Annotated in this window: 18 protein-coding genes; 3 read left to right on the top strand and 15 right to left on the bottom strand. The window is 65.4% G+C overall.

Translation table 11 applies throughout. The features are described 5' to 3' along the window. Positions 1-146 precede the first annotated feature (146 nt). The gene (locus NZK81_RS10645) at positions 147-1,196 is read left to right on the top strand and encodes a helix-turn-helix transcriptional regulator (RefSeq protein ID WP_260046111.1); all 1,050 of its coding nucleotides are present in this window, start codon (positions 147-149) and stop codon (positions 1,194-1,196) included. Between the two features lie 31 nt (positions 1,197-1,227). Here NZK81_RS10645 and NZK81_RS10640 read toward each other — a convergent pair whose 3' ends face one another. From NZK81_RS10640 to NZK81_RS10600, 9 genes are all read right to left on the bottom strand, one after another. Continuing rightward, entirely contained in the window at positions 1,228-2,205 is a 978-nt protein-coding gene (locus NZK81_RS10640) for an NADPH:quinone oxidoreductase family protein (RefSeq protein ID WP_260046110.1), read from the bottom strand. A 147-nt stretch (positions 2,206-2,352) separates the two neighbouring features. Then, positions 2,353-3,093, bottom strand: coding sequence for an SDR family NAD(P)-dependent oxidoreductase (locus NZK81_RS10635; protein ID WP_260046109.1), 741 nt, complete (start codon positions 3,091-3,093; stop codon positions 2,353-2,355). Between the two features lies 1 nt (position 3,094). Further along, complete coding sequence (locus NZK81_RS10630; RefSeq protein WP_260046108.1) at positions 3,095-4,399, bottom strand: acyl-CoA dehydrogenase family protein; 1,305 nt, start codon at positions 4,397-4,399, stop codon at positions 3,095-3,097. A 154-nt stretch (positions 4,400-4,553) separates the two neighbouring features. After that, complete coding sequence (locus tag NZK81_RS10625; protein WP_260046107.1) at positions 4,554-5,621, bottom strand: phosphotransferase family protein; 1,068 nt, start codon at positions 5,619-5,621, stop codon at positions 4,554-4,556. A 15-nt stretch (positions 5,622-5,636) separates the two neighbouring features. Next, on the bottom strand, positions 5,637-6,101 hold the full coding sequence (locus NZK81_RS10620; RefSeq protein ID WP_260046106.1) for a MarR family winged helix-turn-helix transcriptional regulator: 465 nt from the start codon (positions 6,099-6,101) through the stop codon (positions 5,637-5,639). A 98-nt stretch (positions 6,102-6,199) separates the two neighbouring features. Beyond that, positions 6,200-7,780, bottom strand: a complete 1,581-nt coding sequence (locus tag NZK81_RS10615; RefSeq protein WP_260046105.1) for an AMP-binding protein — start codon at positions 7,778-7,780, stop codon at positions 6,200-6,202. A 54-nt stretch (positions 7,781-7,834) separates the two neighbouring features. Further along, entirely contained in the window at positions 7,835-10,381 is a 2,547-nt protein-coding gene (locus tag NZK81_RS10610) for a penicillin-binding protein 1A (RefSeq protein ID WP_260046104.1), read from the bottom strand. Between the two features lie 234 nt (positions 10,382-10,615). Further along, positions 10,616-11,299, bottom strand: a complete 684-nt coding sequence (locus NZK81_RS10605) for an HPP family protein (protein WP_260046103.1) — start codon at positions 11,297-11,299, stop codon at positions 10,616-10,618. Positions 11,300-11,586: 287 nt separating this feature from the next. Next, a complete protein-coding gene (locus tag NZK81_RS10600; protein ID WP_260046102.1) occupies positions 11,587-12,456 on the bottom strand; it encodes an N-acetylmuramoyl-L-alanine amidase family protein in 870 nt (289 codons plus the stop codon). 604 nt (positions 12,457-13,060) lie between these two features. On the opposite strand from NZK81_RS10600, the gene NZK81_RS10595 reads away from it, so the two are divergent. After that, positions 13,061-15,997, top strand: a complete 2,937-nt coding sequence (locus NZK81_RS10595; RefSeq protein WP_260046101.1) for an Rne/Rng family ribonuclease — start codon at positions 13,061-13,063, stop codon at positions 15,995-15,997. Between the two features lie 158 nt (positions 15,998-16,155). Next, positions 16,156-17,202 carry a zinc ribbon domain-containing protein gene (locus NZK81_RS10590; RefSeq protein WP_260046100.1) on the top strand — a complete coding sequence of 349 codons (1,047 nt, stop codon included), beginning with the start codon at positions 16,156-16,158 and terminating at the stop codon, positions 17,200-17,202. 165 nt (positions 17,203-17,367) lie between these two features. Here the strand turns inward: NZK81_RS10590 and NZK81_RS10585 are convergent, their stop codons facing one another. The 6 genes from NZK81_RS10585 to NZK81_RS10560 form a co-directional block, all read right to left on the bottom strand. Next, the gene (locus NZK81_RS10585) at positions 17,368-18,006 is read right to left on the bottom strand and encodes a class I SAM-dependent methyltransferase (protein WP_311202085.1); all 639 of its coding nucleotides are present in this window, start codon (positions 18,004-18,006) and stop codon (positions 17,368-17,370) included. Between the two features lie 7 nt (positions 18,007-18,013). Beyond that, a complete protein-coding gene (locus NZK81_RS10580; RefSeq protein ID WP_260046099.1) occupies positions 18,014-18,340 on the bottom strand; it encodes a hypothetical protein in 327 nt (108 codons plus the stop codon). A 92-nt stretch (positions 18,341-18,432) separates the two neighbouring features. Then, positions 18,433-19,398: an alpha/beta hydrolase gene (locus tag NZK81_RS10575; protein WP_260046098.1), complete on the bottom strand. Its 966-nt coding sequence runs from the start codon at positions 19,396-19,398 to the stop codon at positions 18,433-18,435. After that, a complete protein-coding gene (locus NZK81_RS10570) occupies positions 19,395-20,072 on the bottom strand; it encodes a glutathione S-transferase family protein (protein WP_260046097.1) in 678 nt (225 codons plus the stop codon). The genes NZK81_RS10575 and NZK81_RS10570 overlap by 4 nt, the downstream gene beginning before the upstream one ends. Then, positions 20,069-20,524 (bottom strand): cupin domain-containing protein, encoded by a 456-nt coding sequence (locus NZK81_RS10565; RefSeq protein ID WP_260046096.1) that lies wholly within the window; start codon positions 20,522-20,524, stop codon positions 20,069-20,071. The genes NZK81_RS10570 and NZK81_RS10565 overlap by 4 nt, the downstream gene beginning before the upstream one ends. A gap of 18 nt (positions 20,525-20,542) precedes the next feature. After that, entirely contained in the window at positions 20,543-21,295 is a 753-nt protein-coding gene (locus tag NZK81_RS10560) for an SDR family NAD(P)-dependent oxidoreductase (RefSeq protein WP_260046095.1), read from the bottom strand. Between the last annotated feature and the right edge of the window lie 110 nt (positions 21,296-21,405).

The following is a 21,405-nucleotide window of genomic DNA, read 5'->3' as shown; positions in this document are numbered from 1 at the left end:
TTTTTCGTGCTTGCCCGCGTGCTGCCACAGGCAAGCATGAGGGTATTGGCATTTCGCGCGGCATTCTCGATATTGCATGCTTTAAATCGACCAGCGGACAGGGCGCGGAGACGTCCGTCCGGAATACCCAGCCGGTGAGGACAGCCATGGGCGAAAGCAGTTTCTTCAGTCTCGACGGTCCACTCGACGTCGCCCCCGGCGGCGGACAAGTGCGGGCAGCCAATTTCGCGGGGCTCGCCCACGTCGCGCGCAATTATGGACGCGATGCCCGCGGCATCGTCGAGCGCCACGGCATGGAAGCGCGGGTCCTTACCGATCCCGAAAGCCTGATCGCCCCGCAGCAACTTGCCGATACCTTCGAATACTGCAGTTCCGCTTTCGACGATCCCCTCTTCGGCCTGCACATCGCCACCCTGCAGGATCCCGAAGTGTTCGGCTGCGTCACCGCGCTGTGCCGTTCCGCCCCGACCGTGCGCGCCGGAATCCGCTGCCTGATCGACTTCCTGCCGGTGGTTCACGCGCCGGATTGCGAGGTCGTGCTGATCGAGGGACGCGAAACCGCCGAACTAACCTGGCTCATCAACACCGACATCGGCGTGAACGACCAGGCGAACTACCAGGCGGTCATGCTCAATGCGAAGCTGCTCCAGGCCATTGGCGGCCCTTCGTTCCGGCCCAGCTGGGTGAGCCTGTCCGCCGATCCGCGCACCAGCGACCTGCCCGAAATCGAGAAATCGCTGGGTTGCCGCGTGAAGAGCCGCTCGACCCGCAACTCGATCGCCTTCCCCGTGCGCGCGCTCGAACAGCCGGTGCCCAGCGCGAACCGCCTGCTCTACAAGCTGCTCGGCTCCTATCTGCAGCGCGTAAAGTCCGAACACAGCCAGTCGATCATCGACAAGGTCGACAGCTTCATCCGCGGCTCGCTAGCGCGCGGCACGTGTTCTATCGAACGCTGCGCGGACAAGACCGGCATGTCGGTGCGTACGCTGCAATCACGCCTGTCGGCAGAGGGCGCGAAGTTTTCCGAACTGGTCGAAAAGCAGCGCGAAACGCTCGCCAAGACGCATCTTGCCGACCGGCGCCTGTCGCTCGACGAGATCGCCGACCGGCTCGGCTACGGCGAACAGACCAGTTTCGGCCGCGCCTTCAAGCGCTGGACGGGGATGACCCCGCAGCAGTACCGCGCGGGGAGTTGAGCCCTAACGGCCTTCAACTTGCCGAACGCCGTTAAGCCATCGTCAGCACGACCCTGCCGGCCGCCTTGCCGGAAAACGCCGCATTCATGGCCGCTGCATAATCCGCCAGAGGATAGCGCTCGGCAATCGCTGGGGTGAAGATCCCCTCGCCCGCCAGTTCCATCACCTTGCGGCGCATCGCCTCGGCCTCCTGCGGGCGCTTGAGCGCATGGTCGCGCATCTGTACGCCGACGAGGCTGGCGCTCTTCAGCAGCGGCAGGTTGGTCTTGAGCGCGGCGATCCCCGCCGGAAAGCCGATCACGAGGTGCCGTCCGTCATAGCCGAGATTGCGGAACGCCAGTTCGGTGGCATCGCCGCCGACCGGGTCGAACACCAGGTCGACCGGCTTGCCGCCATTCGCCGCCTTGACCTGATCGCGCCAGTCCTCGGCGCCCGTGGTGACGACGGCATCGGCACCGCCGGCCAGCGCGATGTCCTGCTTTTCCTTGCTCGATGCCGAAGCGATCACCCGCAGTCCCAGATGCTTGCCCACCTGCACGGCGGCAAAGCCGGTGCCCCCGGCAGCGCCGAGCACCAGTAGCGTCTCGCCCGGTTTGGCGCGGCCACGATCGGCCAGCGCGTAATAGGCCGTCTGGTAGTTCACCGAGAACACCGCGGCCTGCTCGAAGCTCATCGCATCGGGGACCTTGGCCATGTTGGCGGCCTTGAAGTTGTTCGCCTCGGCAAACAGTCCGCCCAGACCGCCGCAGAACACCCGGTCGCCCACCGCAAGATGCGTGACGCCCGGCCCAACCGCCTCGACCACGCCCGCCGCCTCGCTGCCCGGGATAAAGGGCAGCGAAGGCTTGAACTGGTACTTGCCCATAGCTGTTAGCACATCGACGTAGGAGACGCCGGCGGCCTTGATCGCCACGCGCACTTCGCCCTCGGCCGGCGGGCCGGGATCGAACTCTTCGAGCACGTAGCTTTCGGGCGGGCCGAATTCGTGGCCGGTTACGGCTTTAGGCATCACAAAACTCCTATTCCTCCCCGATACGGGGAGGGGGACCATGCGAAGCATGGTGGAGGGGTACGGGCGGCATCACGAGACGTCGCGTAAACCGCCTGTGCCCCTCCACCACCCTGCGGGTGGTCCCCCTCCCCCGTCGGGGGAGGATTAATGCTGGCCGCCGTCGCAGCGGACGAGCGAGCCGGTCACGTTGACCGAGGCCGGGCTCGCCAGGAACAGGGCGGCGGTGACGATCTCCTCCGGCTCGGCGGCATGGCCGCGCGGGATCGGGATCGGGCCCTTGCCCTTGTCCGGCCAGGCCTCGACGATGTCGGTGCGAAATGCGCCGGGCGAGAGCGTATTGACCCGCACCTTGGGCGCATATTCCCAGGCAAGGCTCTTGCTCATGGCATTGAGCGCGGCCTTGGACGAGCCGTAGGGGATCGTCTTGGGCAGCGGCATCATCGATCCCGAGGACGAGACGTTGATGATGCCCCCCCCATTAGCTTCAGACATGCGGTGCGCCATCAGGCTGGCGATGCGGAACGGCCCCTTGAAGTTGAGGTTCACGACGGAGTCGAACAGCTTCTCGGTCACCTCGTGGCTGGGTTGTGCCGGGCTCATCCCCGCGTTGTTCACAAGGATATCCACATGCCCGAAGGCATCCCAGGCCTGCTCGACCAGTTCGGTGCAGGCATCCCAGCGGCCCACATGGGCGGACAGCGCCTTGGCCTGCACGCCCAGCGCGCGGCATTCCTCTGCCACCTTCTCGCAGTTTTCCAGCTTGCGGCTGGCGATGATGACGTCGCAGCCGCGCTCGGCGAAGGCCTTGACCATCTGGTAGCCAAGGCCGCGCGAGCCGCCGGTGACAAGCGCGACCTTGCCGGTGAAATCGAACAACGGGTCCATGTCAGGCGTCCCTTGCGTGAGGGTAACGCGCCAGAGCGGCGGCGGTGCGGGTGGGGATATGTTCGGTCGGGAACATGCCCTCGGCCGGCTTGGCGCGCTTGAGATAGGCGCGGGCAAGCTGCGACTTGTGCGCATCGGTCGGCCCGTCGGCAAAGGCCAGCGACATGTGCCCGCCGTACCACTTGGCCAGCGGCATATCGAGCGAGATGCCCAGCGATCCGTGGATCTCCAGCGCCTTGCCGACGACATTGGCGTAGACCGAGGCCATGGCCACCTTGCACATGCCGATATGCTTGCGCGGGGCGCCGGGCTTCATGCGGCCCGCCTCGACCTCGTCGATCATCCACGCGGTCTTGAGCACCAGCAGGCGGAACTGTTCGAGTTCGATGATCGAATCGGCGATCTTTTCCTGCACCATCTGGTGTTCGCCCAGCATCTTGCCCTTGGTCGTGCGCGAGACGGCGCGTTCGAGCATCATGTCGAGCGCGCGGTTGCACATGCCCACCGTGCGCATGGCGTGGTGGATGCGCCCGCCGCCCAGACGCGCCTGCGCGACCTTGAAGCCCCCGCCGCGCTCGCCGAGCATGTGGTCATAGGGGATGCGCACCTTGTTGTAGCGGATATGCGCGTGGTGGCCGTTCTCGGGATCGAAATCGCCCGCGATCGCGACATTGCGCACGATTTCGATGCCCGGGGTCTCGGTGGGCACGATGAACATGCTCATGCGCTCGGTCAGCGGCTTGTCGGCATCGGTGACGGCGATCACCAGCAGGAAGGCGGCGAACTTGGCGTTGGACGAGAACCACTTCTCGCCCTCCAGCACCCATTCATCACCATCCAGCGTAGCGCTGCACGTGAACACGTCCGGATCGGCGCCGCCCTGCGGTTCGGTCATCGAGAAGCACGAGACGATCTCGCCATCCATCAGCGGGCCGAGGAAGCGCTGCTTCTGCTCCGGCGTGCCGAACAGCGCGAGGATCTCGGCATTGCCGGTATCGGGCGCGGCGGTGCCGAACACCACCGGGGCCCAGCTCGAGCGACCGATGATCTCGTTCATCAGCGCCAGCTTGATCTGCCCGTAGCCGGGACCGCCAAGGTGCGGGCCGAGGTGGCAGGCCCACAGGCCCTGTTTCTTCACCTCTTCCTGCAGCGGCTTGAGGTGGCGCTTGGCCGCCGCATAGTCCGGATCGAACTGTGCGCCCTGTTCGGGGAACAGCAGGTCCATCGTCTCGCATTCCTCGCGGACGAACGTGTCCATCCAGTCGAGCTTGGCCTGGAATTCAGGCTCTACGGAAAAATCGATCATCTCATACTCTCCTCAGATCCTCCCCGAAACGGGGAGGGGGACCATGCGAAGCATGGTGGAGGGGCACAGGCGGCATCGAGGAAGGTCGCGTAAACCGCTTGTGCCCCTCCACCACCCTGCGGGTGGTCCCCCTCCCCCGGCGGGGAAGGATTAATCAGGACATCCTCCGGATTTCGGCAGCAGTTTCCTTGAACACGTTTTCAACGATCCGCGAAAAGAAGCGTCCGGTGTCCTTGGACAGGATACCGGCCTCGGCCTGGGCCACCTTGTATTCGAGCAGGCACCCCGACTTGAACCGCGAGAGGATCGAGAACCAGCGGAAGTCCTCGATGTTGCGGCCGGTCCCGGCGCAGTAGTAGCGCGCGAGTTCCTGCTTGGTCGGGAAATGCTCGGGGTTGTTGAGCGCGTTGGGGAATTCCTTGTCCGGGTTTTCCTCGTCGCGCATGCCGCCGGTGAACCAGCCCATGTCGATCATGGGATCGCCGATGGTCGACAGTTCCCAGTCGATCATCGCGGCCAGCCGCGCGGGCGGGCCCCACTGGAACATCATGTTGGGCGTGCCGACATCGCCGTGGATGATGCCGCGCACTTCTTCGGGCAGCTTGGCCCCGCGCAGCCACGCCTCGGTTTCCTTGTAGCCTTCCAGCACGCGGCCCTCGTAACCATAGCGTTCCTTGTAACTGGCAAGCTGGCCGGACCAGCGGTCGACCTGGCGTTCGAGGAACTTGCCCGGCTTGCCGTAATCGCCGAGGCCGATGGCCTCGTAATCGACATTGGCCAGCTTCACGAGACCATCGACGATCGCGAAAGGAATGCCGTATTCGTAGGGCATCCGGTCGAACGGCGGCTCGTTGTGGATCTTCTCGTCGCGCAGGTTGGGTGCCCAGCCGTCGACCTTTTCCATCACGTAGAATGGCGCGCCCGCCACGCTGTCGTCGGGGCAGGAACCGTAGCAGACCGGGTGCGGCACATCGGTCTGGTTGAGCGCGGTAAGGATGCGCGCCTCGCGCAGCACGCCCTTCTCCGCGCCCGGCGGCGGGACCTCGGGCGGACGGCGCATGACCATCGGCTTTTCGCCGCGATCGAGCGTCAGCACCACGTTCGACGTGCCGCCCGAAAGCAGCGAGGTCTTGAGCGGCCCCTTGCCCAGTTCGGGCACATGGGCGTCCAGCCAGTCCGTCAGCGGCCCGATCGGCGCCAGTTTGTCGAGATCTGCTTCCATGATCCTCTTCCCGTTTCAGCGCGCGCGAAGCTGCGCTTCCAGTTTTCTGCGAATGGTCCGAAGGGCGCGCGTTGCCTCGCGCACCGTTTCGAGGTCGGCGGCGGGCAGCAGGTCTTCGGCGATGGCTTCCGCGCGCGCATCCAGCTCGCGCTTGAGCGCAAGGCCCGGTTGGGTCGCGCGCAGAAGCGGCGCCCGCTTGTGATCGGGATTGTCCACCATCTCGATCAGCCCGCTTTCGCGCAGCGAATTGGCAGCCCGCTGCACAAGTTGCCGGGCCTGCCCCATGGAGCGGCCGATCTGCGCCACCGTGGGGGCCTTTTCGGCCTCGACCACGGCATTGAGCACCATCTGCTCGGAATCGTTGAGCGCACTATCCGCCCGCGCGGCGGCAAAAGCACTTCGCAGACGGCTGTTCAGTCGAATGGTTTCGTCGACCAGACCCACAAGCGGGTGACGCGAATCGAAAGGCCCTTTACTCATGACATGATCATGTCATTTTGACATGATCATGTCGTTTTAATTCTACCCGACACGCTCGACCATCGCCCCGGCGGGGGCACTGCCGGCCGGCAAACCCGTCAGGCCACGGCAACCGGATTGCCGTAGAGCTTACGCAACTCGTGCTTGGCCAGCTTGCCCGAGGGCAAGCGCGGCAGTTCGCGCACGAATTCGTATTCGCGCGGCGCCGTGACCGGCGAAATGTGCGAGCGGCACCAGTCGCGCAGGCTTTGCTCCAAAGCCGGGCCCGCATCGGCCCAGTCCTTGGGCTGGACCATGGCCTTGACCTTCTCGCCGAATTCGGGATCGGCCACGCCCAGCACCGCGACGTCGAGCACCTGGGGATGGACGATCAGGCAATCCTCGATCGCCTGCGGATAGATGTTCACCCCGCCCGAGATGATCATGAAGTCCTTGCGGTCGGTGAGGTAGAGATAGCCGTCCTCATCGAGCTTGCCGATGTCGCCAACGGCAAACCAGTTGTCGTGCTCGGGGTGCGTGGCCTTGCGCGATTTCTCGGCATCGTTGAGGTAATTGACGATCCGCCCGCCCGGCGCCTCAAAATAGACGATCCCGCTTTCGCCCGGCGGCAGTTCGCGGCCTTCCTCGTCGCAGATATGGATCGGGCCGAGCGAGGACTTGCCCACCGATCCGGGCCGTTCCAGCCATTCCTGCGAAGTGATCGCGGTGGCGCCCACGCCTTCGGTGGAGCCGTAGTATTCGAAGATGATCGGGCCCCACCATTCGATCATGCGGCGCTTGATCTCGACCGGGCACGGCGCGGCGGCGTGGACCGCCATGCGCAGCGAGGACACGTCGTACTTCGCGCGCACCTCGTCGCTCAGCGCCAGCATGCGCACGAACATGGTCGGCACGAACTGCGCGACGCCCACCTTGTAGCGGTCGATCGCGGCCAGCACACCCTCGGCATCGAACTTGCGCTGGGTAACGAAGAGCCCGCCCAGCCGCTGTGCCGTGACCATGCCCGAGAGCGGCGCACCGTGGTAGAGCGGCCCGACGTTGAGCGAGACCAGCGGTTTCAGCTCGTGATAGATCGGCATCACGCCTTCGAGCGCGTTGAACTCGTCGATCGGCCCCGGCGTGAAGGGCAGGACGATACCCTTGGGCCGCCCGGTGGTGCCGCTCGAATAGATCATGTGGAAGCCGGAGATCTCGCCTGCCACCGGCCCGACGGGCATGGCCGCGAGCGCTTCGGAAAGCGGCTCGGCACCGTCCATCGCCCCTTCGCCCACCGGATCGCCGGCATAGTAGACCTTCTGCACGCCGGGCACGAGATCGGCGCGGTCGCGCGCCAGCGCCTGCGGCGTCTCCCCGATCGACGCCGAGAGGACGAGCACTTTAGCCCCGGCATCGCCGACGATGTAGGAGGCTTCCGAAGGCTTGAGGTGCGTGGAAAGCAGCGTCACGAAACAGCCGCAGCGCGTAGCCCCCCAGTAGACCATCGCGAATTCCGGCGAATTGCGCAGCATCACCGCGATGCGGTCACCCGGCCTGAGCCCGAGCGAACGCAGCAGTTGCGCCACGCGGTTGGAACCCTCGTCGAGTTCGCGATAGGTCAGCGTCTCACCGGTATCGGCAACCACGAGCGCCAGCGCATCGGGCGTGGTGCGGGCATGGCAGGACGGATGATGGCCGGGCATCTTCTACTTCTCCCAAACAGGGCCGGGTCATCGTCGTGCCCGGCCGTTCGGGAATCAGTATAGCCCGCCCTGCTCTTCCGCAAAGTCCTGAGGTTCGCCTCCTGCGGCACGAAGCCTTGCCGCTTCGCGTTCATCGCGGGCCTGCATGACATCGGCGACAAGCGCATCGCGCCTGCGCGTGAACTCGTCTTCCGCGGTGTACTGGCGCGGTTCGGTATCGGGCTTGAAGGCTTCCCAGATCACCGAGGCCTTGGGCTCGTTGGAAGGCTCCACGCCCATGACCTGCTTGCCGGTGACACGGTCGATGCGCACCATGCGGATGCCCGGCGGCGCCAGCAACGGGCGCGTGGTCCAGCGCGGGCGGGTCGCTTCCACGACGTCCTTGAAGATCGGCGCGGAAATGCGTCCGCCCTGCGCCCAGCCGCCCAGCGAGCGGGGCGCATCGTAACCGACGTAGACGCCGCCGACATAGTCCTGGTTGCCGCCCATGAACCACACGTCGGTGGGGCCATTGGTCGTGCCGGTCTTGCCGAAGATCGGCAAGTTCAGGCTCCGCAGGCGCACCGCGGTGCCGCGGGTCACCACGCCTTCGAGCATGTGGATGACCTGGTAGGCGGTATCGGCATCGATCACCTGCTTGCCCTTGCGCGTGATGCGCGGCATCGGCTTGCCGTCCCAGTCTGCCATGTTGCAGATGTCGCAGCGGCGCGGATCGGCGCGCCAGATCACCTTGCCATTGCGGTCCTGCACATAGTCGACCACCGAAGCCGGATACTGCACGCCGTTGTTGGCCAGCGCCGAATAGGCATTGACCATCCGCTCGACCGTGGTCTCGCCAGCGCCCAGCGCGAAGGAGAGATACGGCTTGTAGTCGCCGATCCCGACGTTGTGGAACGTCTTGATGACGCGCGGCATGCCGGTGTCGTTGGCGATGCGCACCGTCATCAGGTTGCGCGACTGCTCAAGCCCCCAGCGCATCGTATGGCTGCCCGCGCCGCCCTCGTTGCCGAAGTTCCTGAAGCATTTCTGCCCCAGCTTCGCCCCCTGGTAGACGCAGAACGTGCCGTCCAGCACCTGCGTCGCGGGAGTCATGCCGTACTGCAGCGCGGTGGCATAGACGAAGGGCTTGATCGTCGAGCCCGGCTGGCGTTCCGCCTGCGTGGCGCGATTGAAGGACCCCAGCCCGAAATCGAAGCCGCCCTGCATGGCGAGGATGCGCCCGGTCGCGGGCTGTTCCATGACCATGCCGCCGGAAACCTCGGGTATCGTGCGCAGCGCCCATGTCCCGGCCGAAACCGGCTCGGCCGCGACCAGATCGCCCGCCTTGGCTTTCTCGTCGATGTTGGTCAGCGCGGCGATGTTGCCGTCGGAAAAGCCGATCCGCCCGGTGTCGCCGGACTTGTCGAGAATGACGCCGACGCGCCAGTTCCTGTAGTCAATCGTCCGGTGCGCCACGATGAGCTGGGTCTGCCAGTTCTCCAGATCCTTGAGGTGGGCGATCGCGCCGCTCCAGCCGCGGCTGCCATGGTAGCTCAGCAACCCCTTGCGCAGCGCCGCACGCACCGCCTGCTGCATCTGAGTGTCGAGCGAGGTGCGCACCCACAACCCGCCGGCATAGACGCTGTTCGGCCCGTCTTCCGCCTTTTCGCCATAACGGTCGATCAGGCGGCGGCGCACTTCCTCGACGAAATAGCTGTTCGCCTGATCGTAGGATTCGGAACTGCGCGGGATCAGGCCAAGCGGCTTGGCCTTGGCCGCGTCCGCCTCTTCGCGCGTCGCCCAGCCGTTGTCGACCATCTCGTCGAGCACCCAGTTGCGCCGGGCGATGGCCATGTCCTCGTACTTCTTGCGGCCATAGCGCTCGGGCGCCTTGGGCAGGATCGCCAGGAAGGCGGTCTCGTGAAGATCGAGATCGCCCACGTCCTTGCCGAAATAGGCCCGCGCCGCAGCCTGCACGCCGAAGCTCTGACGACCCAGCGGGATCTCGTTGAGGTAGAGTTCGAGGATCTGCTCCTTGGTCAGCACGCCCTCGATGCGATGGGCGACGATCATCTCCTTCAGCTTGCGGGTGACCGAGTATTCGTCTCCGATCAGGATATTCTTGGCAACCTGCTGGGTGATCGTCGAACCGCCCCTGGCGCGCTCGCCCGAGCCGTACTTGGCAACATAGTCCACCACCGCGCCGGCAAGACCGGTGATGTCGACACCGCCGTGCGTCCAGAACGTCTTGTCCTCGGCGGACAGGAACGCATTCACCAGCGGGCGCGGGAAATCGACGAAGCGCAGCTGCACGCGCCGCTCGCGCGCGTAGCTGTAGACGATCTCGCCATCGATGCCGCGCACCATCGTCGGCAGCGGCGGCTGGTATTCGAGCAGCGTACTGGCATCGGGCAGATCGCGGGTGAGCACGATCCAGAAGCCCGCCAGACCGACGAGGCCGACCACGCACAGATAGGTGAAGCGGCGCAGCCACTTTCGCCCGCGCCAGATCCGGCCCAGGGCCGCGAACCGGCCGGCGCCTTCGCGGCGAATGCGAAAGCTTGCGTCTTCGGGCGGCTGTTCGCCGGGATCGGTGCCGTGGCTGTCGGTGGCGTCACTCATTGCGCTGTGCCTCTAGCACGGGCGTTTCGGGCATTGCCAGACGGAAGCGCAAAAACCGCTCTGGATTGCGGTGGACGGGTGATCGCCGCCGGGTCTGGAGAACCAGTTGGAGGCCTGAATGCGCGTCCGCACGTTGACGGGCCATGGAATTCGTCCATCGCTGTGCAATGCGCTCACGGCCTTTCACCAAGGTGCGTCACAATTTGCCTGAAGTCTCCCCGCCCTTCAGTCCGATCATATGCGGCGAAGAGCCTGCTTTTCCACACGCCGGTGCAAAGCCTGAAAGATGGCATCGAGATCGTCGATGTCGACGTCCAGCATCTCGTTCCACTCTGCCAGCACTGCTTCAAGATCCTCGAGGGTATACGCGAAGCTTGCCCCGGCTGCGGGGGAAGGCGCCTTGATATGATGCGGCCAAGGGTGTCCCGTGAGATTGTTATAAATCCACCCTGCACCGGCCAGCGCCGTCACGTTCAACGCCACCGGGACTAGAATAAACAAGGTCCAGTGATCGTGTCCGGCTGAGCCCAACGCGCAGAGCAGAGCGCATGCACCGCCCGGTGGATGCAGGCTGCGTGTGAGCGACATCGCTGCAATGGCACTACCCACACCCAGGCTTGCGGCAAGGAGAGGAGAGCCAAGCGAAATTCCCATGAATAGCCCGATCGCCGAGGAAAGGAGGTTCCCGACAATGACAGCCCAGGGTTGAGCAAGCGGGCTGGCCGGCACCGCGAAGACGAGCACGGCCGAAGCGCCCATCGGCGCGACAAGCCATGGAATGGCAGGATCGCCAGTCCCCAGGACAGCGGCAGTGATAGCTCCAGCCGAGAGTATGCCCAAGGAGGCCCCGATCGCACCGCGCAGCCAGCCAAGATGGCCTACGGCTGCTTGCGGCATGAGCTGTGCGGAACGTTTCATCAGCCTATTCAGCACGGCATGCTTTCCGGACGATTGTTGTAGGGGCAGGCGCAGGTACTCGTTCCATGAACGGGCTGAAAACGCCTAGGCTCCTCGCAAAAAGATGTAAAACAAACGCATCTTTCAAGGGGTAAAGTTGCGCGGCAAGGAAAAGGCTCACTGCAGGCGCCGGCCAGGTCGCGTGCTCGAATTCAGCCCTGAACGATTGCCAGCCTTGTCGCCACATCCGGACAGAAAACCGCGATGGCAGGCATCAAGCTTGCCGGCCGACACGCATCCGGGATGCCCTAGACGCCGCTCTTGCGCGCGAAGTAGACGCGGATCGCGCGGGCAGTCGCCCGGGCAAGCGTCTTCTGCCCCTGCGCGGAACGCAGGAAGGCATAGTCCTGCGTGTTGTTGATGTACCCGGTCTCGAACAGGACCGAGGGAATGTCCGGCGCCTTGAGCACTGCCAGCGCCGCCGTTTCGACACGACCATGGTGCAGCCCCACGTCCGCCTCGCGCAGTTCTCGCAGCATCAGTCCCGCCAGTTCGGCAGAGCCGGCCTGGGCACCGCGCTGCGACAGGTCGAGCAGGATCGCCCCAACCGCGTCGTTCGTCTGCGAAAGCGAAACGCCGTTGATCCGGTCCGCGCCGTTCTCGCGCGCGGCAAAACGTACCGCGGCCTGGCTGGAGCCCTTTTCCGACAGGACATAGACGCTGGCCCCGCGCGCCGCGTCGTTTTCGGCGCTGTCGGCATGGATCGAGATGAACAGGTCGGCATTGAGCCGCCGCGCGATGTCGGGGCGGTCGGCCAGCGAGACGAAGCGGTCGGTATCGCGCGTCAGCGCCACCCGCACGCCGCCGCCGTCGAGCAACTGCTTGCGGATCGCCTGCGCCACTTTCAGCGCCACGTCCTTTTCCTGCACCGCCTCCGTGCCCGCCCCCGGATCGAAGCCGCCATGGCCGGGATCGATAACCACCAACGGCCGGCTGGAATCGGCCGGCCCGTCCACCCTGGGAAGACCGACCGGTGCATCGATGCTCGGCAGGTCGAAGCGGACGACGTATCCACCGCCATCTTCGGCAATACCCATAGCCCTGTGAAGCACGAAAACCGCAACCAGCAGCGCCAGAGGCGCCGACAGGATCACCAGCAGTTGTAGTATGCGCGACATTGCGGTCCTGCCTAGGTGGAGTTGCCGCAACCGGCAATGCCACCCCTTCGTGTTCCCCCGTTTTTAGGGAAAGATTCCCTTAACCAGAACAGCACTAAACGTAATGTAGGCAAGTAACTTGCCGTTACCGGCCTTGAATGCTAGGCCAATTCGATCCCGGGGCCATTCCGCCTTCGGTCCTCGCATTCCGGCCCAGGCATCACCAGATGACACCGGACAGGACCGGTCAGGCCATGCCCCGGGCCGTCGATGCCGGAAAATCCGTTTCCGGGTCCGAACAGGTTGATGCGAGCCATGAGAAGCCAATTGCCGCCTTGCCAGCCGACGCCCGAAAGGGCGCGAGCTGTGTGGCCGCAATTTCCCGCGTGTCCGGTTTTGCCACGCGATCTTCCTCTCGCAGACACGATGGCTGCCCCTGCGGCAGTCGCCTCTATTGCCACAGGCGGGGCGCTGGATTGCCCCGTTTTCATGTTTACCCCTGCCCTGGACACGAACACCCTTGCCGCACCGCGCCGGGCCTTCGCCTCCGTATCGGGCATTTTCGAACAAGATCGCGCTTCCCCGGCTGATCCGGCCGGGACGAGGCGCGTATGGAGATCACGTAATGGCAACGCGCATGCTCATCGATGCGCGCCACCCGGAAGAAACGCGGGTGGCGGTACTCAAGGGAAATCGCATTGAAGAGTTCGATTTCGAATCGACCGAACGCAAGCAAATAAAAGGTAACATCTACCTGGCGAAGGTAACCCGCGTGGAGCCTTCGCTCCAGGCTGCCTTCGTCGATTTCGGCGGCAACCGTCACGGTTTCCTCGCCTTCAGCGAAATTCATCCCGATTACTACCAGATCCCCAAGGAAGACCGCGAAGCCCTCCTCGCCGAGGAAGCCGCGCACGCCGAGGAGGAAGCCGCACTTCGCGCCAACGAGGGCGATGACGAGGACGACGATTCCTCGAGCGACGGCGATTCCGAGGACTTCGACGACGGCGGCCTGACCGAGGTCGACACGTCCGAGAAGGACCAGGTCGCGACGATCGAGGACGGCAATGTCGAAAACGGCTTCGACAACGGCGATTCCGACGAGAACGGCGAAGACAATCCGGAGGCCGAAACCTCCGAGGACGACGGCAACAGCCCGCGCCGCCGGGGCCGCCGCCAGGGCCGTGGCCGTGGCCGCTCGAAGGAAGCCGACGAGCTGCGCGCCAAGCGCATGGCGCTGCGCCGCCGCTACAAGATCCAAGACGTCATCCACCGCCGCCAGGTGCTGCTGGTGCAGGTCGTCAAGGAAGAGCGCGGCAACAAGGGCGCGGCGCTGACCACGTACCTCAGCCTCGCGGGCCGCTACTGTGTGCTCATGCCCAATTCGAGCCATGGCGGCGGCATCAGCCGCAAGATCAGCTCGGCCAGCGACCGCAAGCGCCTCAAGTCGATCATCGCCGAACTCCAGCTGCCGCGCAGCATGGGCTGCATCGTGCGCACCGCCGGCCTTCAGCGCACCAAGACCGAAATCAAGCGTGACTTCGACTACCTCGCCCGCCTGTGGGACGAGCTGCGCGAACAGACGCTGAAATCGGCCGCACCGGCGCTGATCCATTCGGACAGCGACCTCATCAAGCGCGCCATCCGCGACATCTACAATCGCGAGATCGAGGAAGTCGTCGTCGAGGGCGAGGAAGGCTACCGCGCCGCCAAGGACTTCATGAAGCTGCTGATGCCCAGCCACGCGCGCCGGGTGAAGCCCTATTCCGACCCCGTGCCGCTGTTCCAGCGCTACGGCGCGGAAGACCAGCTGACCGCGATGTACGACCCGGTCGTGCAGCTCAAGTCGGGCGGCTACATCGTCATCAACCCGACCGAGGCGCTGGTCTCGATCGACATCAACTCGGGCCGTTCGACCAAGGAGCACGGCATCGAGGCGACCGCGGTATCCACCAACATCGAGGCCGCGCACGAGATCGCCCGCCAGCTGCGCCTGCGCGACATGGCCGGCCTCGTCGTCATCGACTTCATCGACATGGAATACGGATCGAACGTCCGCAAGGTCGAGAAGGCAATGAAGGACGCGCTCAAGAACGACCGCGCGCGCATCCAGGTCGGCCGCATTTCGAGCTTCGGCCTGATGGAAATGAGCCGCCAGCGCCTGCGCACCGGTGTGCTCGAAGCGACGACGCGTTCGTGCCCGCACTGCGACGGCTCGGGCCTTGTCCGTACCGCCAGCTCCGCCGGCCTTTCGGCGTTGCGCCTGATCGAGGACGAAGCGGCCAAGGGCAAGGGCGTGGTGGTCACGCTGTTCGCCTCCACCGAAGCGGCCGTCTACCTGCTCAACGCCAAGCGCGCGGACCTCGCCGACATCGAGGCGCACTACGGCGTTTCGGTGGAAGTGATCCCCGAGGGCGAGAACGAAGGCGCCAAGATGCGCGTGATGTCCTCGGGCCCACGCAACGAGTTCGTGCCGCAGTTCGAACCGATCGTCGACGAAATCGAGGATGAGGACTTCCCCGAGGACGACGAGGATCTGATCGAGGAAGCCCGCGAGGAAGGCGAGGGTTCCGGCCGCAAGAAGCGTCGCAAGCGTCGCCGTGGCCGCAGCAACCGCAGTCGTGGCGACGAGCAGGGCTTCGAGGAGACCGGCGAGAGCGAAGAAACCGAAGGCGACGAGGCCGAGGGTGACGAGGCTGCCGGCGAGCCCGACGCCGAAACCGAAGCTGCCGAAGGCGACGAGGCCGATGCACCGCGCAAGCGCCGCCGCCGTGGCGGTCGCCGCCGTCGCGGTCGCCGCAATGGCGAAAACGGGGGCGAGACCGAAGGTAGCGCCGAGGAAGGCGAGGTTTCGGAAGGGGAAGCGGTTGCCGCAGAACCCGCACCGGAAGGCGAACCCGTGGCAGAAGCCGCGCCCGTCGTCGAAGCGGAACCCGCAGCAGAGGCAGAGCCTGCCGCTGATGCTGAAGCGGTGGCCGAGGAAGCGCCGGCCAAGCCCAAGCGCACCCGCCGCAAGAAGGCGCCCGCCAAGGCGGAAGCCACCGAGGAAGCCGCTTCGGCGGAACCTGCGGCCGAGGAGGCTCCGGCCAAGCCCAAGCGCACCCGTCGCAAAAAGGCCGAGCCCGTAGAAGCCGAGGCCATAGAAGCCGAGGCCGCTCCCGAGGCGGAAGCCAGTGCCGAAGCGGCACCGGCCGATGGCGAGGAAGCGCCAGCCAAGCCCAAGCGCACCCGCCGCAAGAAGGCGCCCGCCGCCAAGGCGGAAGCCGCCGGCGAGGCCGCGACGGCTGAACCCGAAGCCGAGGAAGCGCCGGCGAAGCCCAAGCGCACCCGTCGCAAAAAGGTCGAGCCGGCCGCCGAAGCGGAAACGCCTGCGGAAGGAGCCCCGGCCCCTGCCCCGGAACCGGTCGCCGAGGCGCCGGCCAGCGTAGAGCCGGCGGCCGAACCCGCTGCCGCTCCGGAAGCCGCCAATGACGCGAATGGCTCCCGCGAGAGCGAGCCCGAAGGCGAAGGCGATAGTCAGGAGCCGCCCCGCCGCGGCTGGTGGCAGCGCACTTTCGGCAACTGATACCTGCTGAATGAAAAAGGGGCCTCCCGTCGCTGACGGGGGGCCCCTTTTTCTATGGGAACGGCGGGTCGCTGCGAGGCCGGGCGATCGATACCCGTATGTATTTGCCGAATTTTCAGGCATGATGCCCATTGTCTTGGAGAAAAGGGAGAGGGACCATGATAAAAGGGGCCAGGGTGCCGGAAAGAGCCTACGCCATTGTCCTTTGGATAGTCTCCGTTGTCTTTGCGATCTTTCTCGTCGGTTTCGGCAACCTGATCATCGGCGACCTTCCCAGGGTCGAGACGACCATCACCCCCGATCAGTTCGTGGAAAGCGCGCAGAACCGCAAGGTTGAGGACGAACTGAAGACGGTGGACAGGCGCCGCGCGGAGATCGACGACAAGCTCGCCATTGCCCGGCTGCAACTGCAGCAGGCACAGAGCGCGTCCAAGACTGCCACCGAAACCTTCCAGGCCTGGATCCAGACGCGCACGGCGACCACCGATCCCCAGCAGGATCCCGAAGTAATCGAGCGCACCCGTCAGCTCGAACAGCTCAAGAGCGGCGAACGTTCGGTACAGAGCGGGATCGACACACTCGAAAACGAACGCCTTTCGATCCAGCAGCGCGCGAACGCCCTGCGACAGCAACAGTCCGACCTCCAAAGCGACGCCTACCCGGCATACGAGCGCGCGCTGTTCTGGCAGGAGCTGCGGATCTTCCTGCTGCGCCTTGCCATCACGCTGCCCCTGCTGCTGCTGGCCGCCTGGCTGGTCGTGAAGCGTCGTAAGGGCAATTACTGGCCGCTATCGCGGGGTTTCGTGCTGGCCTCGGTCTTCGTCTTCTTCGTCGAACTGGTGCCCTACCTGCCGAGCTACGGCGGCTATATCCGCTATGGCGCCGGCATCATCATGACCTTTGCCGCCGGGCACTTCCTCATCAAGAACATGCGCCACTATCTCGAGCGGCGCCGCGAAGTCGAAGCGCAGGCCGAAGAGGAACGGCGCAAGCTCGTTTCCCACGACGAAGCCTTCAAGAAGATGGCCGCCAAGGTCTGCCCGGGTTGCGATCGCCCCATCGCCAACATGGAAGGAAGCGAAACCAACTTCTGCGTGCATTGCGGCATGACGCTCTTCAATCACTGCGCCCGCTGCGATGCGCGCAAGATGGCGTTCTTCCGGTTTTGCATGGCCTGCGGGGCGCCGGCGGAGGAAGTGCAGTAGGTTTGCGGAGCCGGGGGCTTCGACAGGCTCAGCCTGAGCGGGGACGGGAGACATAAACGCGGGAGACATAAACGAACGTCATCCCAGCGAAGGCTGGGATCGGTCTCGATGTCGCGCCATGCTTACAACGATCCCAGCCTTCCCTGGGATGACACCTTACGCAAATTACCCCGTCTTCACCGCCCGGCCCCATTCCATCCAGCCGGCAAAGCGCGGGCCCACGCCCATGTACCGCGCGCCCGTTGGTTCAGTGGCGAAACCGGCGACTGCCACGGCGGAGGTAACCGGACGCGAGAGGTGGCAGTTGCCGAAAACCTTGCTCCACACCGGATCGATGCGTTCCTGAAACCGCGCAACTTTCGCATCGGGCGCACGGCCGTGCTCGGCAAAGAACAGCGTGCCGCCCGGCCGCAGCACGCGGCGCAGTTCGGAAAGCGTGCGGCCGTGATCGTGCACCGAGCACAAGGTGAAGGTGCAGACCACGGTATCGAAGCTTTCATCGCCGAAGGGAATGTCCTCGCCCACGCCTTGCCGGATGTCGGCGTCCCAACCCTTCTCAGCCGCCGCCGCGCGGGCATAGTCGAGCCCCTTCCCCGAGGGATCGAGCCCGGCGTAGCTTTCGATCCGCGCGGGATCGAGCAGTTGCTGGTTGATGCCCCCGCCGCAGCCCAGTTCGAACACGCACCCGGTAGCCAGCGGCACCACGTCCTTGCGGATTTCCATGATCGGCGCTTGCGCGCAGCCACAGCGGATGATGCGCGGCACGACCGTCTCATCCCACCAGCGCGCCAGTCCCATCGCCATACTCCTCTCAGTCTTTCTCATATGGCTGCACGGTAACAGGAATCGCCGAAAAGCGCGGCATGAAGTTTACCGGCTCCAGCACGCGGGTCAGCGAGCAGAGCTGGCCGACATTGGCACCTCCGTCGGCTTCGGGATCGCCGGTCGAAACGAGCGGCCCGAACATGTGCGTCATCGAGACGAGGCCCGGCTGCAGGCGCTCCTCCGCCTTCACCCGCGTGCGCACCGTGCCGTGGTCCGAGGCGATAGGGCCGCGCGTCCTCCTCCCGCTCGTCGCGAGTGACCGCCAGTTCAGCGCGCTGCAATTGCGGCAGAATGTCTTGACCGTCTCTCCCATGGGCGAAGTCTGGCGTTTCGCACCGCGCAGGACAGCGCGGCGGGCTCAGGGGCGGGCTGCAGGCAAGACCGATGGCCTTCCGGGCCAAACGCTCACCCCCCGGCGCCGGCCTCGGCCAGCAGCAGACGGGCGTGGGCCATGATGGTATCGAGATCGGTCTGCGCCGATGGGATCGCCTTGCGGTAGGTCGCGAAGCCGTGAATCGTGCCGGTGCATTCGCGGTAGACTACCTGCACGCCTGCCTCGACGGCCTTGGCGGCAAAGGCCCTGCCCTCGTCGCGCAGGGGATCGAGCCCGGCAGTTGCCATGACCATCGGCGGCAGCCCGGAAAGGTCTGCGACAAACGGCGAATGGCGCCAGTGGTGCGGATCGGCGGCATAGACCCTGTCGAAATAGGCCATGTCCTCGCGCGACAGGCCGTATCCCTCGCCGAACAGGACGTAGGATTCGTAGCTCTCGCTGGAATCGGCCTTGGGGTAGATCGGCAGTTGCAGGATGACCGGCAGGGCCGCCGGCCGATCGCGCAGGGCCAGCGCGGTAACGAGGGTCAGGTTGCCGCCGGCGCTGTCCCCGCACAGGACCAGTCCGGTGAACTCGCGCCCGAAAGCCGCGCCGTTTTCGGCGATCCAGCGCGCCGCCGCCTCGCCGTCGTCGATCCCCGCCGGCCACTTGTGCTCGGGCGCGAGGCGGTATTCGACCGAGACCACCGGCAGATCGAGCTGGCGCGAGATTTCCGCCGCCAGCGCTGCGTGCGTATCGATCGAGCCGACGACGAAGCCGCCGCCGTGGTAGAACACGACCACCGGGCCCGGGCCGCGCTCGGCGCGCACGTCGAACAGGCGCAGTTCCATGTCGCCGCCCGGCCCCGGCATGACCACGTCGCGCACTTCGCCAAGCTCGCCGACCGGCAGGTCGAACGCGCCGATCATCTGCGCCATCACCTCCTTGGGAATCACGCGCATCTGGGCGATGCTCTCGTCGCCCATCGGCGGGCGGGGATTGGCCGCCATCAGGTCGAGATAGCCCTGCGCATCGGGGCGTATGGGGTGCTTGCTCATGCCTGCTTCTCCGTTGGCGCGGACACTGCAAAGATGTCCTTGTATTTCTCCAGCCCTTCCAGACCGACGGCCAGCGCGCGCTGCACCGCTGGCCTTGCCGCAATGCGCGCATGCCAGTCGGCAATCGCCGGATAAGCGGCGAGCCCCCCGCCGTTGTCCGGATATTTCTCGATCCAGGGCCATACGCACATGTCGGCGATGGAATAGTCTCCGCACAAGTATTCGCGGCCCGTCAACGCCTCTTCCAGTACGGCGAAGAGCCTCTCGGTCTCCTTGCGGAAGCGATGGAGGGCGAGCCCGGTTTCGGCCGGATCGCGGCCCGGCTTCTGCGCGGCGCGGGCGAACCAGTTGACCTGCCCCGACATCGGCCCGAGGCCGGACATCTGCCAGAACAGCCAGGAATCGATAGCCGCGCGCACGGGTTCGTCCGCCGGATAGAACCGGCCCCATTTGCGGCCCAGATACTGCAGGATCGCCGCGCTTTCGAACACGCGCACATCGCCATCGACCAGCGCGGGAATCTTGCCGTTGGGGTTCACCGCGCGAAAGGCAGGCGCGTCCTGTCCGCCATCGAGAATATCGATGATCTCGACATCGTAGGGCAGCCCCATTTCCTCCAGCGCGATCGCCACCTTCCGGCCGTTGAGCGTGGGGAAATAGAGCAGCCGGATCATGGCTTCGTCCCGATCTCGCGGAAGCGGATTTCCTGATGCGTCCGCGCCTCCAGCCCGATGTCGGGGAAAGTCGAGACGTCCCAGGCATCGCGCCCGCCGATGTCGTAATAGACGGCGGGCTGGTCGGAGCGGTTCTGCAAGTGGTGCGCGTTCTCCACCCCCGCCCGGAAGCCGACGCTATCGCCCGCACGCAGCACTTCCTCGCCATCGTCGGTAACGAGCACGAGTTCGCCCGAGATCACGATCACCAGTTCGTCGTTGGTGCGGTGCCAGTGGCGCTGCGTCGACCATGCGCCGGGCGGCAGCTCGACCATGTTCACGCCGAACTGGCTGAGCTTCCACTGCCGCGTGAGCATCCAGGTCTTGCGCCCCTTCACCTTCTCGTCGTGCGGCGGCGGATAGGAACTGCGCCCCGTGATGCCCTTTTCGGGCGCGATGTCACCCTTATGCATGGCCAAGGCTCCGCAACGTCACACGCCCGCCGCCATGCCGCCGGTCACGCGCAGCGTCTCGCCGGTTACGAAGCGCGCCTTGCTCGACACGAGATAGAGCAGGGCCTCGACAATGTCCTCTTCCAGCCCGTCGCCGGGGATGAGCTGCATCGCCTGCACGCGCGCCTTGGTCGCCTCGGGCAGTTCCTTGCGGATCGTGTCGGTGAGCATTAGGCCGGGAGAGATCGCGTTCACGCGGATGCCGTCCACGCCCAGCTCGCGCGCAAAGGTGATGGTGAGACCCGCCACCGCCAGCTTGCTGTCGCCATAGGCCGATCCGCCCATGTGCGCCGCGCTGGAGGAAATGTTGACGATCGAGGCCCCTGCCCGCCCCTTCATGTGCGGATGCGCGGCCAGCGTGCAGCACACCACGCCGATCACGTTGACATCGAACAGGCGCCGCACCTTGGAAAGACCCATCTTGAGGATCGGCTGGCCATATTCGTCCGAATGCAGGCCTGCGTTGTTGACCAGCAGGTCGATCCCACCGTTTGCCTTTGCCGCCTGCGCCATGACCTCTGCCATGCGCGCCTCGTTGGTGACATCGCCGCCCAGCCCTTCGGCCGAGCCGCCCGAAGCGCGAATGTCCGCCGCGGCCGCCTCGGCCTCGGCGCCATCGATATCGACCAGCACGACATGCGCGCCTTCGCGGGCCAGAGCCACGCCGAACGCCTTGCCGAAACCCCTGCCGCCGCCGGTGATGACTGCCGTGCGTCCATTCCATTCGCTCATGCGTGAAGTCTCCCGATAGTTCTGGCCGGATTGTTCCGGCCGACTGTTCTGAACGTCAAGGCAAGCACCACGCGGGCGGTCAGCGCAAGGGCCTTGCAGGCAAATCGCAT

It is taken from the genome of Novosphingobium mangrovisedimenti (assembly GCF_025153475.1).
Classification (GTDB): Bacteria; Pseudomonadota; Alphaproteobacteria; order Sphingomonadales; family Sphingomonadaceae; genus Novosphingobium; species Novosphingobium mangrovi_A.
Note: the sequence above shows the minus strand (reverse complement) of the source record. Positions and strands in the feature narration are given on the sequence as shown.